The 15,827-nt window shown below is 51.7% G+C and carries 14 protein-coding genes and 1 pseudogene; 10 read left to right on the forward strand and 5 right to left on the reverse strand.

Features of this window, described 5'->3' with window-relative positions; translation table 11 throughout:
* Positions 1 to 86: 86 nt before the first annotated feature.
* Both LHF31_RS11960 and LHF31_RS11965 read left to right on the forward strand, forming a co-directional pair.
* Positions 87 to 656, forward strand: coding sequence for a peptidylprolyl isomerase (locus LHF31_RS11960; RefSeq protein WP_298002705.1), 570 nt, complete (start codon positions 87 to 89; stop codon positions 654 to 656).
* Positions 657 to 746: 90 nt separating this feature from the next.
* Entirely contained in the window at positions 747 to 1,382 is a 636-nt protein-coding gene (locus LHF31_RS11965; protein ID WP_303774257.1) for a PH domain-containing protein, read from the forward strand.
* Between the two features lie 82 nt (positions 1,383 to 1,464).
* Here LHF31_RS11965 and LHF31_RS11970 read toward each other — a convergent pair whose 3' ends face one another.
* On the reverse strand, positions 1,465 to 2,709 hold the full coding sequence (locus LHF31_RS11970) for an MFS transporter (protein ID WP_298002709.1): 1,245 nt from the start codon (positions 2,707 to 2,709) through the stop codon (positions 1,465 to 1,467).
* A gap of 440 nt (positions 2,710 to 3,149) precedes the next feature.
* Here LHF31_RS11970 and LHF31_RS11975 point away from each other — a divergent pair, with 440 nt between their 5' ends.
* Positions 3,150 to 3,635: a DUF4395 domain-containing protein gene (locus tag LHF31_RS11975; protein ID WP_298002712.1), complete on the forward strand. Its 486-nt coding sequence runs from the start codon at positions 3,150 to 3,152 to the stop codon at positions 3,633 to 3,635.
* Positions 3,636 to 3,639: 4 nt separating this feature from the next.
* The gene (locus LHF31_RS11980) at positions 3,640 to 4,092 is read left to right on the forward strand and encodes a co-chaperone YbbN (protein WP_298002713.1); all 453 of its coding nucleotides are present in this window, start codon (positions 3,640 to 3,642) and stop codon (positions 4,090 to 4,092) included.
* Here LHF31_RS11980 and LHF31_RS11985 read toward each other — a convergent pair.
* A complete protein-coding gene (locus tag LHF31_RS11985) occupies positions 4,077 to 4,910 on the reverse strand; it encodes a DMT family transporter (RefSeq protein ID WP_303774258.1) in 834 nt (277 codons plus the stop codon). The two genes, LHF31_RS11980 and LHF31_RS11985, sit on opposite strands and share 16 nt — an antisense overlap.
* Before the next feature lie 73 nt (positions 4,911 to 4,983).
* Positions 4,984 to 6,186, reverse strand: coding sequence for a hypothetical protein (locus tag LHF31_RS11990; protein WP_298002718.1), 1,203 nt, complete (start codon positions 6,184 to 6,186; stop codon positions 4,984 to 4,986).
* A 124-nt stretch (positions 6,187 to 6,310) separates the two neighbouring features.
* Between LHF31_RS11990 and LHF31_RS11995 the strand changes: the two are divergent.
* Positions 6,311 to 6,826 (forward strand): annotated as a pseudogene (locus LHF31_RS11995) (2-phosphosulfolactate phosphatase); the annotation flags it as partial.
* Positions 6,827 to 7,012: 186 nt separating this feature from the next.
* On the opposite strand, the gene LHF31_RS12000 reads toward LHF31_RS11995, so the two are convergent.
* Positions 7,013 to 8,842 (reverse strand): ABC transporter ATP-binding protein, encoded by a 1,830-nt coding sequence (locus LHF31_RS12000; RefSeq protein ID WP_298002722.1) that lies wholly within the window; start codon positions 8,840 to 8,842, stop codon positions 7,013 to 7,015.
* Positions 8,832 to 10,649, reverse strand: coding sequence for an ABC transporter ATP-binding protein (locus LHF31_RS12005; protein ID WP_298002724.1), 1,818 nt, complete (start codon positions 10,647 to 10,649; stop codon positions 8,832 to 8,834). Before LHF31_RS12005 ends, LHF31_RS12000 begins: the two co-directional genes overlap by 11 nt.
* A 243-nt stretch (positions 10,650 to 10,892) precedes the next feature.
* On the opposite strand from LHF31_RS12005, the gene LHF31_RS12010 reads away from it, so the two are divergent.
* Genes LHF31_RS12010 through LHF31_RS12030 form a run of 5 tightly spaced genes read left to right on the forward strand, consistent with a single transcriptional unit; the run spans position 10,893 to position 15,827 of the window.
* Positions 10,893 to 11,321: a RidA family protein gene (locus tag LHF31_RS12010; protein ID WP_298002727.1), complete on the forward strand. Its 429-nt coding sequence runs from the start codon at positions 10,893 to 10,895 to the stop codon at positions 11,319 to 11,321.
* A gap of 3 nt (positions 11,322 to 11,324) precedes the next feature.
* Positions 11,325 to 12,005, forward strand: a complete 681-nt coding sequence (locus LHF31_RS12015; protein WP_298002729.1) for a response regulator transcription factor — start codon at positions 11,325 to 11,327, stop codon at positions 12,003 to 12,005.
* 3 nt (positions 12,006 to 12,008) lie between these two features.
* Positions 12,009 to 13,418 (forward strand): cell wall metabolism sensor histidine kinase WalK, encoded by a 1,410-nt coding sequence (locus LHF31_RS12020; protein WP_298002732.1) that lies wholly within the window; start codon positions 12,009 to 12,011, stop codon positions 13,416 to 13,418.
* A gap of 22 nt (positions 13,419 to 13,440) precedes the next feature.
* Positions 13,441 to 14,421 carry a glycosyltransferase family 2 protein gene (locus LHF31_RS12025; RefSeq protein WP_298002735.1) on the forward strand — a complete coding sequence of 327 codons (981 nt, stop codon included), beginning with the start codon at positions 13,441 to 13,443 and terminating at the stop codon, positions 14,419 to 14,421.
* Positions 14,421 to 15,827 (forward strand): sugar transferase, encoded by a 1,407-nt coding sequence (locus tag LHF31_RS12030; protein WP_303774259.1) that lies wholly within the window; start codon positions 14,421 to 14,423, stop codon positions 15,825 to 15,827. Before LHF31_RS12025 ends, LHF31_RS12030 begins: the two co-directional genes overlap by 1 nt.

Genomic DNA, 15,827 nt, shown 5'->3' on the forward strand with positions numbered 1-15,827 from the left:
GCGCATACGTTTGGGGAAGATCAGGGTCGCTCCTGTTCTGTACCGCGGAGCGACTTAAATTGTTAAGAAAGAAGGTTTCTGTTTCTATGGCAAATACCGAAAAGCCAACTGTTGTTGCCGATGATGTGGTCGTCTCGTTGGATTATACCTTGAAGGTGAACGGCGAAGTGCTGGACACCACGGAAGGCAGTGAGCCCATTCAGTTCTTGCAGGGACATCAAAACATTATCCCCGGACTGGAACGCGAACTGTATGGAATGAAAGTTGGGGATACCCGCACGGTTCTGGTCAAAGCCGCCGAAGGCTATGGGGAATACGACCCTGAAGCCGTGATTGACGTCCCCCGCAGTGAATTTCCCGCTGATATTCCTCTGCGTGTTGGGGTGGACCTGACCGTTCGCAATGAAGAAGGCGAACTGCTCGATGCGCGCATTACCAGCGTGGGCAAAGACGTGGTGCAGTTGGACTTCAATCATCCTCTGGCTGGCAAAGACCTCAGTTTTGAGGTGACCATTGTAGATTTGCGCAATGCTGAACCGGAAGAACTGGCTCATGGGCATGTGCATGACGAATTTGACGAAGAAGAACTCGAATTCGAGTTTGACGAAGAAGATTTTGAAGAAGACGACGAAGAAGAACCGGGTAAAAACAATTAACCCCTGATAAACCCTGAATTCAAAACGGATGGCTTTTTGAGCCATCCGTTTTTGATTCGGCTATACTATATGATAGAAACGAGGTGAATGATGAGCCCCACATATTTGAAAAGACTTTTGGGAGAGAACGAGCAGATTCTGCTCACCACCCACCAGCACTGGATTGTGCTGATAGAACAAATTCTGGTTGAAATGGTTCTGGCAGGTATCACCATTTTGCTGGTTACCATTTTCCTCATCACTGGCGGGGGAAATCCGGGGATTGCTCTGGGATATTTGCTGTTAATCATCCCCTTGGTCAGCCTGATTCGAGACGTGCTGAAGTGGTGGAATCACCAGTACATTGTGACCAATCTCCGGGTCATTCAGATCACCGGCATTCTCAATAAAAATGTAACCGACTCTTCTTTGGAAAAGGTGAATGATGTGAAGATGGTGCAATCGGTAATTGGGCGCTTCTTAAATTATGGGGATCTGGAAGTGCTCACCGCCAGTGAAATGGGCGTCAACCGTTTTACGCGGATTGCCAATCCCATTCGGTTTAAGACCACCATGTTGAATGCGAAGATTCGCCTGGACGATCAGATGCGCGAGGGTGCTTCAGACGCTTCAATCTTTACCATTCCCCGTCTGATTGAACAGTTAGACGAACTAAGAAAGAAGGGGTTGATTACTGAGGACGAATTCAATCAGAAGAAAGCCGCTCTTCTGGCAAAAATTTCCTAGGATTTTCCGCTTTCATTTGAACAAAAAACGTGCGGGATGTTCAGAGACACGCCCGCACGTTTTCGTTGCTCTGGGTTGAATGTCAACGGGCGCGCGCCCTGACAGGAGCCGGATTCCACACTGCCATGAGAATAGCCGCTAAAAGGCTCATGATGGCTCCGAAGAAGAAAGGTGCTGAAGCCCCAAATCCATGCCAGTTTCCGACCCCCTGCCAGAGAATCCCTGCAATGACCGATGCGGGGAAATCCAGAATACCCAGAACGGCGTTGTAGGTTCCATAGGCGGTTCCGCGCAGGGTTTCGGGTACCAGGTCGGCTACCATGGCTTTGGTCGTTCCAAAGGCTAAACCGTAATAAACCCCGTAGAGGATATAAAATACCACCACGTGCCAGGCTTGTCTGGCAAGGGCAAACCCCAGATAAATGGCACTGTACACCAGCCATCCTCCGATGATGACCTTACGCCTGCCGATGCGATCCGAAATCGAGCCAGCGGGTGCTGAAAGCAGGGTATATACCAGGTTGAAAGCCGCCAGCATGAGTAAAATGCCCAGCGTGCTCAACCCGCGTTCCTGAGCCCGCAAGACCAGAAAGGCGTCGGAAGAATTTCCAATATCGAAAATTCCCACGATGATCATGAAGATCACAAAGGGTTTACCCAGAGAACGAAAAGCCAGGCGAGGGGCTTCGCCCTGTGCTTTCAAGGGGACATCCTGCGCTCCGACAGCCAGCGAGATAACTGCCAGAATGCCAGGAATGATGCTGATCAATACCACCGTTCGGAATGTCTCTGCACCTAACTGGATTTGATTGGCTTGTCCCCACCACACAAGCCCTGCTGCGATGAGAATGCCCAGAAGAGCCCCAGCCGTATCTGCAGCACGCTGTACGCCAAAAGCCAGCCCGCGGACTTCCGGTTCTACCGAATCGGCAACCAGAGCATCCCGAGGCGCAGTACGGATGCCTTTTCCAACGCGATCGGTCCAGCGGATGGCGGCAATGGCTTCCCATGTAGAGGCAAAGTAAAAGAATGGCTTGGAGATGGCGGATAATCCGTATCCGGCAACGGCAATCCATTTTCTCCCTTTCAGACGATCTGAAAGCCATCCCGAAAACACCTTTAATAAACTGGAAGTGGCTTCGGCAATGCCTTCAATCAAACCGATCACACTGGTTCTGACCCCCAGAACATTTGCCAGAAACAACGGCAAAATGTTCAGCACCATTTCACTGGAAACATCCATAAAGAAACTGGTCAGGCTGACTGCCCAGATATTTCTGGGAAGGCGGCTTATGGTTATGTTTGAGGTGCGGTTTTGCTGGTTCATAAACCCTCCAGATTATTGAATGAAAATGGTTTTACCCCTTTATCATAGTGCCGCTCAGTGTAAAACGTAATAGAAAAAGGATGACGACAGGGTAAATTTTGTGTGTTTTCATCAGATTCATGACAATCGAGATGTTGAACAATCTTCGAAAGTCAGATCCTTTTTCCAAAAGAGCAAAAAAAACAACAGGGGAGAGTTGTTTTTCAAATGGAAAAGCCACAGTTAAATTTGGACAAATGGTTGACAGGGGTTGAAATCGGACTAAAATTATCTGTAATGAATAATATGGTGTTGGAACCTGTTTTCTGTATGTGTTTCTGTCTGATAGGCGCACCACCCTCAGGTTGATGAGGCTTTTCTTCGAATATCTGTTCGGGTGGTTCGCCAATCAATAACTGATAACACGAGCCACCCGAATATTTTTTAGAAGGAGGTTTATTATGAAACCGCTTGAACCCATTGATCACTCAGCCCTTAAGGTCAATCAACTGCTCATTATCATTCTTTTGTTGATTGCTTTCATTTTCAGTGTGCCTGTGCTGGTAGCGCTGGTCTCCGGGTTGATGCTGGGAGGAAGTCTGTTGTGGAAACGCCCGGCGTTTGGCTGGGTGTATCATCGTGTTCTTAAACCACTGGGATGGGTCAAGCCTGACGCAATTCCCGATCACCGCGAACCCCATCTCTTTGCCCAGGGAGTAGGGGGTACATTTCTGGCGGCATCTGCCTTGACGCTCTTTAGCGGGTTCTCTGGAGTGGGCTGGATTCTGTCATGGATTGTCATTGCGCTGGCGGCGCTTAACGTGTTTGGCGGATTCTGCCTCGGATGTGCGATGTATTACTGGTTCAACCGTTTTGGCATTCCCGGCTTTACCCAGTCTCCTCCAGCCGGTACTCTACCTGGCTTTCGTCCGCGCAAAGAAAGTTAAATTTATGGAAGAGATTTTTACTCGTTTACTGATCGCTTTGTTTGCAGGACTTTCGGGTTGGGGAGTGTATGTTTTTTTGAAGTCCCTCTCCCTGAAAAGAGCCCAGAGGATGGCGCCGCCTTTGTCTTATCCCCGAGGGACACCTTTTATCCTGTACTTTACTACGCCTGACTGTGCTCCCTGCCGCACCGTTCAACGACCGGTATTACAGTCTATCAAATCCGCGCTGGGGGATCGTTTCAGGATTGTTGAAGTCAATGCTTATGAACAACCTGAACTGGTACAACGGTATGGCATCCTCTCCATCCCCACGACGTTTGTATTTGACAGTGCCGGTGTGCCCCGTTTTGTCAATCATGGAGTAGCCCGAAAAGAACTATTGCTCCAACAACTGCAACAGGTGATGGATGTGGAACCTTCCTCGCCTGTGTCTCGGACTAGTCATCGTGTGACTTGATGAAGCCGGCTTCCCTGTAAAACGATCAGGATTCCGATCATCATGATTCCCGCTGCCAGATAAAACAGGGGGGCGGGTTTCTCTTGAAAGACCAGATATCCCAGTATGGTAGCAAAAATGGGTTGGGTTAAATTGGTGACGCTGACGACCTGACCGCGGAAAAACTTCAGGGAGTAATTCAGAATGGTATGTCCACCGACAGTTGGGACAATGGCAAGCGCCAGAATATACAGGATATTCGATAATGTATACGGTTTCAGCGGATTGATCCAGAATGTAGCTGTGATCAGGCTGATTAACCCGGCGAAGAAGTACAGCGGTACCATGTAAAGCCACAGAGAGATGCGCCCACCGTTGCGTCTGCCCAGTGCCAGGTATGCGGCAAAAGCCAGCATCGAACCAAAACAAATCAGGTTGCCGCGGAAATGCTCCGGGTTGATGCGAAACGTGAAGCCTGTCAGCAAGATCAGCCCTGTCAGAGTGAGGAATGTTCCAAAAATTTCCACTCGATTGACCCGCTCCTGAAAGAACAACCAGACAAAAAAGGGCATGGCAACCGGGGTCAGGTTGGCAATTAAACTGGCATTGGCAACGGGCGTCATCCGCGCGCCAACTACCCAGGACATAAAATGGACTGCCAGAGCCGCGGCTGGCAGAAACGTCCATGAGAGTTGACGCCATCCATATCCGGGATAGTCTCTCAAATCCCGCAGAAAAAAATGGAAACAGAATGGCAGATGCCAGCAGTAAACGGTAAGATGCCACCAGAAAGGGATGTTCATCGCTGGCTTTAATGAGGATAACTGCCGTTGAGCCACACATCACCCCAAAAAGGAGCAGGAAAAAGCGAAAAACAGGATGGGGAATGTGTCGGGACAAGGTTCCTTTCCTTTACACTTTTGAAAGTTTGGGACCGAACGTTTGCAACAGGATGAGAGGCTCAGAGCGGCTCCGGTTTTCCACTCTTACCCCTTCTTTTGCGGCGCTTTCAGAGACGAAGAACTCATCCTGGGTCAGTTGACCAAAGCGAATCAGGGTAGGGGTTTCCACATTCCACACGCCCAGAACGCCGTGCCCTTGAACAGCAATGACGCTGTAGGCGCCGTCGTCTTTGAGGAGGACGGAACGTCCGGGTAATACCTGAACTTCTTTTGAGGAAAAGAGCGGTGAATTGTAAACCACCCGGTATTGCAAAGCGCCTTCTTCCTGCATCTCTTCCACAGGTCTGACTGGCTCTGGCAAAAGCAGGTGGTTGTGCCGGAACTGTGGGTCGGTGTTGGCTTCCCAGTCGATGAGGGACACAATAAAATCCAGGTCCTGCCGGCGCTCCTCCGGGACGTAATGAGTCAACATCTCCCAGCCAAAGGGGACATCGTTGACCAGTGACTGAAACATGGCATAGATATCACTTGCCCATTGCGGTTCATAGGTGCAAAGGCTTCCCGGAGCATGCAGGATTCCGGCAGGAATATTCCAGCCGGTTCCCAGGCTCAGGCGGTATGCCCGGGAAAGATCCAGAATGCCATTATCTCCCTGATGCCACCGCCGCAGGCAGAATTTGATGTCTCCCGGTGTGGTGCCGGGGTCCAATCCAAAAAACGTATAGGGAAATTCCCCCATATGATTGTTCATCTGCGGTGGAAAGTAATAGGCTTCGGGCTTGGGCGGTTGTCCCACCAGTGCAGCGTGTTCTTTGCGATGGTGGAGGTGAAAAGGCAACGCCTGACGATTGTCGAAAAACTTGGCAAATACGGGAAAAGTCCCGTACCGTTCCCATAAATCCCTTCCGATGAGAGCAGCCCCTAATTCTGCAACCACATCTTTGAAGAGAACCCTTTCGTCGGTATCTTTTTTTCCACATACCACATAACTTAATCCTTCATCGGGCAGGGTGAGTGGACCGTTATCGGCTTTGACCGTTGAGGCAAACCAGCGCTCATCAATGCCGCCGCGATGAGCCCCGTAGGCATACAAATCGGCGGGATGCAGTTTCAGTCTGCCTCCGGGTATGCAAAACGAGCGCGGCACCCAGTTCGGTGCCATGCGTAAAATGCCTTCCCCACCTTGAAAGGCTTTCTCGGCTGTAGAGGTCATGGGGATACTTCTCCTTTCGTATGGCTTCCCATGATTGTACATTACCTCATCAAATCTGAAGATATCCTTTTGTTGAATTGCTCTGAACACCTCTGAATTGTCTTTGCTACTATATAATCGAAATATGACTCAGTTTTACCGTGTTAACCTGGATTCCTGTCATCAAGCCCGTGGAGTTGTGGTGGTGATTGATGTTCTGAGGGCGTTTACCACCGCCGGGTATCTTTTTGAGGCGGGGGTCAAAGAAATTTATCTCACTTCCTCTGTGGAAGAAGCCCTGAACCTGCATCAACTCCTTCCGGAGAGTTTGCTTCTGGGCGAAATTGATGGAATTCCCATTCCAGGGTTTGATCTGGGCAATTCCCCCAGCGAACTTTCCCGCTACGATGTACGCGGCAAAACCATCATTCAACGCACGACGGCTGGTACCCAGGGGGTCATCCGTTGTTTGCACGCAAACACCATTCTCACGGCGGCGCTGACCAATGCCAGAGCCACTGCCATTTATCTCCAGCGCATGGCGCCAGAGGAAATAACCTTTGTTTTAACGGGGCATTTTCCCCACGAGGGTTGGGGGGATGAAGATGTGGTTTGCGCAGATGTTCTGGAAGCCTACCTGCAAAACCGTCCGATCGATTGGAATGAAGTTGCACGGCGAGTGCGCGACTCCCGCTCAGGCAGGCATTACGATGGTACGCGTGAAGCATTCCCTCCCCGTGATCTGGACATGGCGGTGGATTTCAATCGTTTTCCTTTTGCCATGCAGGTGAAAAAAAGGACGGTTTGCCCGTCCTGCAAACCGTCCCTGTCGAATAAATCGGTGCGCCTAATCGGCGGGTTGAACCACAGGTTTGGACTCCCCAAACGGATCGAAAATTTCTTCCATTTCCTGACGGAACTGGCGAGTATAGAGATGGTAATATTTGCCTTTCTGCCGGAGCAGTTCGGCGTGCGTTCCCATTTCCACGATTTTTCCACCCTCAATGACCAGAATGCGATCTGCTCTTTTGATGGTGGAAAGACGGTGCGCGATGACGAAACTGGTGCGTCCTTTCATCATCTGTTCCATGCCTTTTTGAATGAGCGACTCGGTCAACGTGTCAACCGATGAAGTGGCTTCATCCATGACGAAAATTTCTGGATCTGCCAGAATGGCACGGGTGAGGCTGATCAGTTGTTTCTGACCGACCGAGAGGTTGTTCCCACCCTCTCCTACTGGTTCATCGTACCCTTTCTCCAACCGCATGATAAATTCATGAGCACCGGCAAGTTTTGCTGCCCGTTCGATTTCTTCATCGGTGGCGTCCAGTTTTCCGTAGCGCAGGTTTTCGCGGATGGTTCCGGAAAACAGGTGTGGGGTTTGCAAAACCACCCCGATTCGCGATTGAATGGCATGGAGTGAGAAGCGGGTATAGTCAACCCCGCCAATGCGAATCACGCCCTTTTTGGGCTCATAGAAACGGCACAGCAGGTTGACAATGGTGCTTTTGCCGCCGCCAGTCGGTCCTACCAGGGCAATGGTTTCGCCCTGTTTGACCTTGAGGGTGAAATCTTCCAGCACAGGAACGCCGTCTTCGTAATAGAAGGTGACGTGATCGAACTCAATATCCCCGCGGATACTGCCCGGATCGTAAGCCCCTTCACGGTCTGCCACTTCGGGGACGGAATCGAGCAAAGAGAAAATGCGCTCGGCTGATGCGGTGGCGTGCTGAAGTTCGGCAAATACACGAGCCATATCCTGAATGGGCCACATCATAAAAGTAACATAAGAGATAAACGCCTGAATACCGCCGATGGTCAACCCGGCTACTTCAAAACTCCATCCGGCGTACCAGGCAATGAAGCCCACCGCCATGGCAGAAATTAACTGCACGGAGGGCAGGAACAGCGCGCTGAGCCATGCGGCGCGATAGGCGGCTTTGTACATCTCGCCTGTCAACACGGAGAATTCCGCGGCGTTGGCTTCCTCACGGACCAGTGCCTTGACCACCCGTACCCCGGTGATGTTCTCATTAAATTGTCCGGTGATCTTGGAATTGATTTTGCGCACATTGCGGTATTCCTTGAGAATGCGCTTACGGAACTCGGTGGCAACATACGCCATGACTGGCACCATCAGAATGACAATCAGCGCCAGACGCCAGTTGATGTACAGCATGAAGGCAAAAGAGGTCAAAATATTGGTCGCCGCCCAGGTGAGATCCAGCAGTCCCCAGGTGACCAGATCCGCCACCCGGTCGGAATCGGACGTCACTCTCGCCATGATCCAGCCAACCGGCGTGCGGCTGTAATAGGACAGGGACAGGTTCTGGAGATGATTGAACATCTTCTGGCGCAACTCATAGCGGATGCGTTCTCCCAGAATGCCCACCGTGTAGATAAACCCGAAGACAAACAGCGCCTGAGCGACGGTCAAACCGCCGTAAATTGCCAGCATGCGGTACAGATAGGGCAGGTTACTTTCAAGAATCCCGTGATCAATGGCTAACTTGCTGATGTAAGTGAACAGCGCGTCAAAACCGGACACTGCCGCAATCATCACCAGAAACGCCGCCACGGTCCCTTTATGCCCTGCCAGCAAACCGGCAATTCGGCGCAGCGTTTTTCCGGTAAAACGGGTCTCAAATTCTTCTTCCTCGAAGTAGTCAGGAGGCATTGGCAATCTCCTTCTCCAGTTCGGCTTCAATGCGAGTTTGAATGTCGTAAATCTTCCGGTAAAAGCCGTTTTCCTGTGCCAGCAAATCTTCATGTTTGCCGCGTTGAACAATTCTGCCCTGATCCATCACCAGAATCTGGTCGGCTTCCATCACACTTTGAATGCGGTGAGCAATGATGAAGGTAGTGCGACCTTTCATTAACTCCTGCAGGGCGGCGCGGATTTCGGCTTCCGTTTCGGTATCTACTGAAGAGGTAGAATCGTCAAGAATCAAAATACGCGGATTCTTGAGTAGTGTCCGGGCAATGGCAACCCGTTGCTTTTGACCACCGGACAGCGTTACCCCTTTTTCTCCAACCAGCGTGTGATAGCCTCTGGGAAAACTCATGATGACATCATGGATGGCGGCGGCGCGCGCGGCGGCTTCTACCTCTTCCATCGGCACTTCTCGTCCAATCCCGTAGGTGATGTTTTCCAGAATCGAACGCGAGAACAAAAAGGGCTCCTGTTCGACGATCCCTATTTGCTGTCGGAGATAGCGGCGAGGATATCGGGTGATGTCCACCCCATCCAGCAGGATACGCCCTTCGGTGGGATCGTAAAAGCGGGGCAGGAGATTGACCAGTGTGGTCTTCCCCGAACCGGTAGAACCCAGCAGTGCCACAACCTCGCCGGGGCGCACGGAAAAGGTCACATCTTTGAGGATATCCACCCGATCTTCATAGTGAAAACTGACGTGATCAAAAACCACCTCGCCGCGCAGGTTTCCCTGTGGAAGATAGTCCCCTTCATCCAGCGATTCGCGCTCTTCTTTGATAATTTCCATAACGCGATTGAAGGAGACCAGCCCGGTTGAAGTTTGCACGATGAGCCGTCCGAGGTTGCGCATGGGCCAGATGATGTACACCACCAGCCCCATATATGCCAGATAGGTTCCGATGGTAATTTCGCCATTTATCACCATGAGCGCACCTACCAGATAGCCAACCAGCGTTTGTGCGCCGCACAGAATATCGGACGCGGGCCAGAAGAAGGAATGCATGAGGGTCAATTTCTTCCCCCGAGTGAACTTCTCCCGGTTTTCCCGCTCGAATTTTTGAATCTCGTACTGCTGGCGGGCAAAGGCTTTTACCACACGCACACCGGTCAGGTTTTCCTGAAGGGTGGTGGTCAGCACAGCGTCCTGTTCCTGGAAATCTTCATAGGCTTTGGATACCCGTTTGAAAAAGAATGCCGAAGTCAACAGGACAAAGGGTATGACCACAATGGAAATTAACCCCAGTTTGACGTTTAGCTGCAGAATTGCCACAAAATTGATGACGAAGAGCAAAACGATCCTTCCAATCCCAATGGCTTGGTCGGCAAAGAAGCGTCGTACCGCATCCACATCTGAGGTACAGCGCTGAATCAATTCTCCGGTTTGCATCTTCCGATGATAGGAAAAAGGCAGCCGCTGGATGTGATCAAACAGATAGTTACGCAGGCGGCGGGTTGCACCTTCTGCAGTTTGAGCCGTCAATCTCCCGCTGAGAAAACTCAACAACCCTTCGAAAGCCGCCAGGATCACAAACCCCGAAGCCACCATCGCCAGCGGATAGGGGTGCGGTCCAGGCTGAAAGTAGTTATCCACAAAAAAGCGTAACAGAAACGAGGTAGCGGCTTTGGCAAGTGCCGCCAACCCCACTCCTAACGTGGCGCCCAGATAATGCCAGTGGTAACCTGTCATCAGGCGCCAGAGCCCCACAAAACGATTGGGGGTCAACGCGTTTTTAAGGTCATAGGACTGTGATGCAGCAGAGATGGACACGTTGTAAAACTCCTCCCGGTCTGAACGACCGTTTCAAAAACACGAACCATACCCCGAACGACGAAGAGCGCAAATAATGATTTTATCATGGAAAAAGGGAGGATAAGTGCTGATTCACTCACTTTTCCAGAAAAAGGTGAGAGCAAGGGATTGGGGTGGATGCGGTTTGATTCGATTTTCCTGCTTCCGATTTGAAAATGGGTTAGAATCAATGCAGGAATCTCAGCCAAAGGAGTACATATCATGTGTTGCTGTAATGAGAAACGCATCTACACCTCAGAAAAAGCCCCTAAAGCCCTTGCGCCGTATTCCCCGGCAGTGAAAGGGGGCGGGCTCATTTTCATCTCTGGTCAGTTAGGCTTGGATCCTGCCACCAATCAACTGGTGGAAGGAGGATTTGAAGCCGAGTGCCGCCAGGCGCTTCTCAATTTGAAGAATCTGGTGGAAGCGGCTGGATCAACCCTGGATCAGGTAGTCAAGGTGACCGTTTTCCTCAAGGACATCAACGATTTTGCCCGTTTGAACAGCATTTACGCCGAGTTTTTCACTGTCAATCCGCCTGCTCGTTCTGCCTTCCAGGTTGCAGCGTTGCCAAAGAATGCTGCCATTGAGATCGAAGCCATTGCTCTGGCGTCCGATTCGGGATGCTGTCACGAGGATTGTTGCGATTAATTCATGGCAGGGGAGTTGGTCCTTCTGGTGGATGATGAGCCCAGCATCGTCTCCCTGTGCCGGATGTATCTGGAACGGGAGGGGTTTCGGGTGCAGTCGGTGGGAGATGGCGTTGCGGCTCTGGAAGCCGTTCAGAAAGCCCATCCTGCGCTGATGGTGCTGGATGTGATGTTGCCCGGCCTGGATGGGTTTGAAGTCTGTAAGCAGATTCGTTCCCGGAATGAGGCCCTGCCCATTTTGATGTTGACTGCCCGCGACGAGGACTATGACAAAATTCTGGGTCTGGAGTTAGGCGCAGATGATTACATGACCAAGCCGTTCAATCCGCGTGAACTGGTAGCGCGGGTCAAAGCCATTCTGCGGCGCACACGGAACCAGTCATCGGAAGACTCATCGCTCATTCGTGCAGGTAATCTGGTCATTGATCCTGCCCGGTTTGAAGTCCATGTGGGAGACCGGCTCATTCCCTTACGGACGCAGGAGTTTGAAGTGCTCCATGTCCTTGCGCGCCATGCTGGCAGAGTACTGACCCGCGAACAACTGCTTGAGAAAGCCTGGGGTTTTGATTTCTACGGGCAGACCCGGACGGTGGATGTCCATGTTGCCCAACTGCGCCGCAAACTGGCTGGTTCGGGCGTCACCATTGAAACGGTCACCGGTGTTGGGTATAAACTGGTGGGCTGATTCATGTTTTCCTCTCTGCGTTCTCGTTTGTGGTTGAGTTATGCCCTGCTCATCAGCGTCTCGATTGGCGTGGTTGCTGTCACCCTGCTGGTGGCATTTTTACGCAATCCGCTGGTCTATCGTTCCGGACTTCCCCTTTTACGGGAAGCCATGAATGCGGCACAACCTCGAGTGGAGCGGGCGCTTGCGCAGGGCATGGCGGCAGTGGAGAAAGAACTTCAAACTGAAAGTCAACGCACGGGGTTGCGTTATCTTCTGGTGGCTCCGCCGGCGAAACTGCTCTACGATTCAGGAAAAGGCAACGAGGGTGGAATTTCCCTCATTGCTTTGCGCCGTCTCATGGTGAAGGAGAATGAGATTCTCTCCGGGCTGTTTCGGGATCAGGCTGGAACGCGGTGGTTGTATCTTGTTCATCATTTTCCTGAAGGCACGGCACTTGTGATCGCCATGCCTACTCGCCAACTTCCACTTAACACACTGATTCGTAATGAAATGGTGATGCCCGTGATGCTGGCGGGATTGTGCGGGCTGGGTTTATCGGTTGTTCTGGCGTTTAGCATGGGAGCATGGATTACCCGTCCTCTCCAGAAGATGCAAAAAGAAGCCTTGCAACTGGCAGATGGAAAGGCAGTGCAGGTGTCTGAGGAGGGACCTCTGGAAGTCCGAAACCTGGCGCACACCTTAAATGAAATGATGCGCAAAGTACAGGCAAGTCAGCGCGCTCAGCGTGATTTTATTGCCAATGTCTCGCATGACTTGAAAACTCCACTCACTGCCGTTCAGGGTTTTGCTCAGGCAATTCTGGATGGCACCGCTCAAAGCCCGGAAGCCCTCAAAGATGCCGCGCTGGTGATTTACAATGAAGCCTCGCGGATGTATCGTCTGGTGCTGGATTTGCTCACCCTTGCGCGTTTTGAAACGGGTACTGCCGATCTGGTTTTTGAAAAGGTGGATGTACAGGAATTGTTGCGGGAGACGGTCAGGCGGTTTTCTCCGCAGGCACAGAAAGCCGGAATTTACCTGCAATTGAGCGTATCTCCGTTACCGGTGCTGATTGCAGACGGGGAACGCTTGATGCAAGCCCTCTCCAATTTGCTGGATAACGCCTTAAAGTACACTCCCTCAGGCGGAACCGTTTGGGTGAGAGGGATGGTGGAAGGAGAACATCTTTTGCTGGAAGTCCAGGATACGGGAAAAGGCATTCCTCTGGAGGAACAGGAGCGGATTTTCGAGCGGTTTTACCGGGGAAATCGCTCCCGCAGTCAAAATGGAGAGCAGAGTTCCGGTTTGGGGTTACCCATTGTTCGTGAAATCGTTCACGCTCACGGAGGGGAAGTTCGGGTGAGCAGTGAACCGGGGAAGGGGAGCCGGTTCACACTGGTGCTTCCATTGTACAGGAGTGACATTCATTAAGGGAAATAGAAGGGGAGTGAGGGTGAAGATTTCTGTCATTGTGCCGTGCTATAACGAGGAACGCACGATTGCGCACCTTCTGGAGGCTTTATGTCAGCAGACGGTGGGAACCGACGCATTTGAGGTTGTGATTGCCGATGGTATGTCTACCGATGCGACCCGTCAGGTCATCCACGATTATTTGCAAAAGCACCCGGAATTATCCGTTCAGGTGGTGGATAATCCCAGACGACACATTCCGGCGGGATTGAACCGTGCGCTTGAAGTTTCAAGCGGCGATATCGTCATCCGACTGGATGCACACTGCATTCCTGCTCCCGATTATATCGAGCGGTGTGTGGATGCCCTTGAGGCAGGTAAAGGGGATAATGTAGGCGGTGTCTGGCAAATTCAACCGGGCGGTGAGGGGTGGATAGCCCGCTCCATTGCCGCGGCGGCTGGGCATCCTCTGGGCGTGGGCGATGCGCTGTATCGCTTTACCCGTCAGCCTGCGGTTGTGGATACCGTTCCTTTTGGAGCCTTTCGCCGGGAGACGCTTCAGCGGGTGGGGGGCTATGATGAGAGTCTGCTGACAAATGAGGATTACGAGTTAAATACCCGTATCCGGAAACAGGGAGGAATTGTCTATCTTGATCCTGCCATTCGATCGATTTACTTTGCCCGCTCAACACTTTCGGCGCTGGCAAAGCAGTATTTTCGATATGGGTACTGGAAATGGCGGATGCTTCGCCGTTACCCCGGCACGCTTCGCTGGCGTCAGGCGCTTCCTCCGTTGTTTGTGCTCAGCCTTGCACTGCTTCTGCTGGCAGGGGTTTTCTTCCCCCCGCTGTGGCTCTTGTTAGCCATAGAAATCGGGGTATACTTGCTTGCGCTCTGGCTCGGTGCCTTGCCGGTAGCGTGGCGCAGGCGTGACCCCTCGTTATGGCTGGGCATCCCTCTGGCGATCATGACCATGCACCTGTCCTGGGGTAGTGGATTTCTCTGGAGTATGATGAGGAAGTAATGGAAAGAGATTACTCTCGCTGGCGACTTCGTCCTGAAGAACGACGCACCATTCTGGTGATCGGGGATTTTGTGGTTGCTTTGCTGGCGCTGGCAATTGCGCTGATTGCATGGGGACAACGGGACTGGCTGGACTTTTCCCAACTGCTGATGCAGCGCATCCCTCGCTGGTTCTTCCTGCTCCCGCTGGGGTGGTTGCTCCTGAATATCGAGATGTATGATATCCGCCGCGCCGGGCGGAAAGATGAGACCCTAAAGGGTATTTTAATTGCCGCCGGTGTGGGACTGATTCTTTACCTTTTCATTTTCTTCTTCTCTACCCCCGGCGACATGCCCCGCGTAGGGGTAGCCGTGTTTATTGCCGCTGTTACTCTTCTCACCATTGGCTGGCGATTCCTGTATATTCGGGTATTTACTGCCCCCGAATTTTTACGTCGCGTTTTGATTGTAGGAGCCGGGGTGGCAGGAACCACTCTGGCAAATGTGGTCAACGGTATTCATCCCCAGCCCTTTCAGGTCATAGGCTTTATTGATGACGACCCGGAAAAAATCGGCACGGAAGTTGCAGGTTTTCCCGTGGTAGGCGATTCCGCCCATCTCATGGAGTTGATTGAACAGTTCCAGATTACCGATCTGATCTTTGCAATTTCCGGGGATCTGCGCCCCGACACCTTCCGCGTTCTGGTGGAAGCGCAGGAGAAGGGGATTCAAATCACCACCATGATTTCAGCCTATGAACGTCTGTTGGGGCGGATTCCCATTTTCCTGCTTCCTACCGAGTGGATTGTGCGCAGTTTTGTGGATTATGCTCATACCGACTCTTTCTATGAGATGAGTAAGCGCATTCTGGATATTCTGGGCGGTCTGGTCGGTTCGCTGATTACGCTAATCCTTTTCCCATTCATTGGGCTGGCGATCTGGCTGGATAGCGGTTCTCCTGTGGTGTTTACGCAAACCCGTGTGGGGAAAAACGGCAGGGAGTACACGATTTACAAATTTCGCACCATGCGCCAGGATGCGGAGAAAGACGGCAGAGCCCGTGTGACGGTAGAAAACGATGCCCGTATCACCCGTGTGGGAAAAATTTTGCGCAAGAGTCATCTGGATGAACTTCCTCAATTCTTCAATGTCCTGCGCGGTGAGATGAGTCTGGTAGGTCCCCGGGCAGAGCGTCTGGAACTGGTGCTCTCCCTTCAGAAGAAGGTGCCTTTCTATCGGGCACGCTTACTGGTGAAACCCGGAATCACCGGTTGGGCGCAGGTCAATTTCGGGTATGCCGCTACGGTAGAAGATACGGCAATTAAACTGGAGTATGATTTGTATTACATCATGCACCGCAATTTGCTTCTGGATTTGCTCATTCTTCTTCGGACCATCGGTACTGTGGTGGGCTTTAAAGGACAATAA

The organism is Anaerolinea thermophila, from assembly GCF_020723905.1.
Lineage (GTDB): Bacteria > Chloroflexota > Anaerolineae > Anaerolineales > Anaerolineaceae > Anaerolinea > Anaerolinea thermophila_A.

Bases quoted from the DNA above. Each gene is read 5' to 3' on its own strand.
- LHF31_RS11960 (WP_298002705.1), top strand. From the start codon at position 87: ATGGCAAATACCGAAAAGCCAACTGTTGTTGCCGATGATGTGGTCGTC.
- LHF31_RS11965 (WP_303774257.1), top strand. From the start codon at position 747: ATGAGCCCCACATATTTGAAAAGACTTTTGGGAGAGAACGAGCAGATT.
- LHF31_RS11970 (WP_298002709.1), bottom strand. From the start codon at position 2,709: ATGAACCAGCAAAACCGCACCTCAAACATAACCATAAGCCGCCTTCCC.
- LHF31_RS11975 (WP_298002712.1), top strand. From the start codon at position 3,150: ATGAAACCGCTTGAACCCATTGATCACTCAGCCCTTAAGGTCAATCAA.
- LHF31_RS11980 (WP_298002713.1), top strand. From the start codon at position 3,640: ATGGAAGAGATTTTTACTCGTTTACTGATCGCTTTGTTTGCAGGACTT.
- LHF31_RS11990 (WP_298002718.1), bottom strand. From the start codon at position 6,186: ATGACCTCTACAGCCGAGAAAGCCTTTCAAGGTGGGGAAGGCATTTTA.
- LHF31_RS12000 (WP_298002722.1), bottom strand. From the start codon at position 8,842: ATGCCTCCTGACTACTTCGAGGAAGAAGAATTTGAGACCCGTTTTACC.
- LHF31_RS12010 (WP_298002727.1), top strand. From the start codon at position 10,893: ATGTGTTGCTGTAATGAGAAACGCATCTACACCTCAGAAAAAGCCCCT.
- LHF31_RS12015 (WP_298002729.1), top strand. From the start codon at position 11,325: ATGGCAGGGGAGTTGGTCCTTCTGGTGGATGATGAGCCCAGCATCGTC.
- LHF31_RS12020 (WP_298002732.1), top strand. From the start codon at position 12,009: ATGTTTTCCTCTCTGCGTTCTCGTTTGTGGTTGAGTTATGCCCTGCTC.
- LHF31_RS12030 (WP_303774259.1), top strand. From the start codon at position 14,421: ATGGAAAGAGATTACTCTCGCTGGCGACTTCGTCCTGAAGAACGACGC.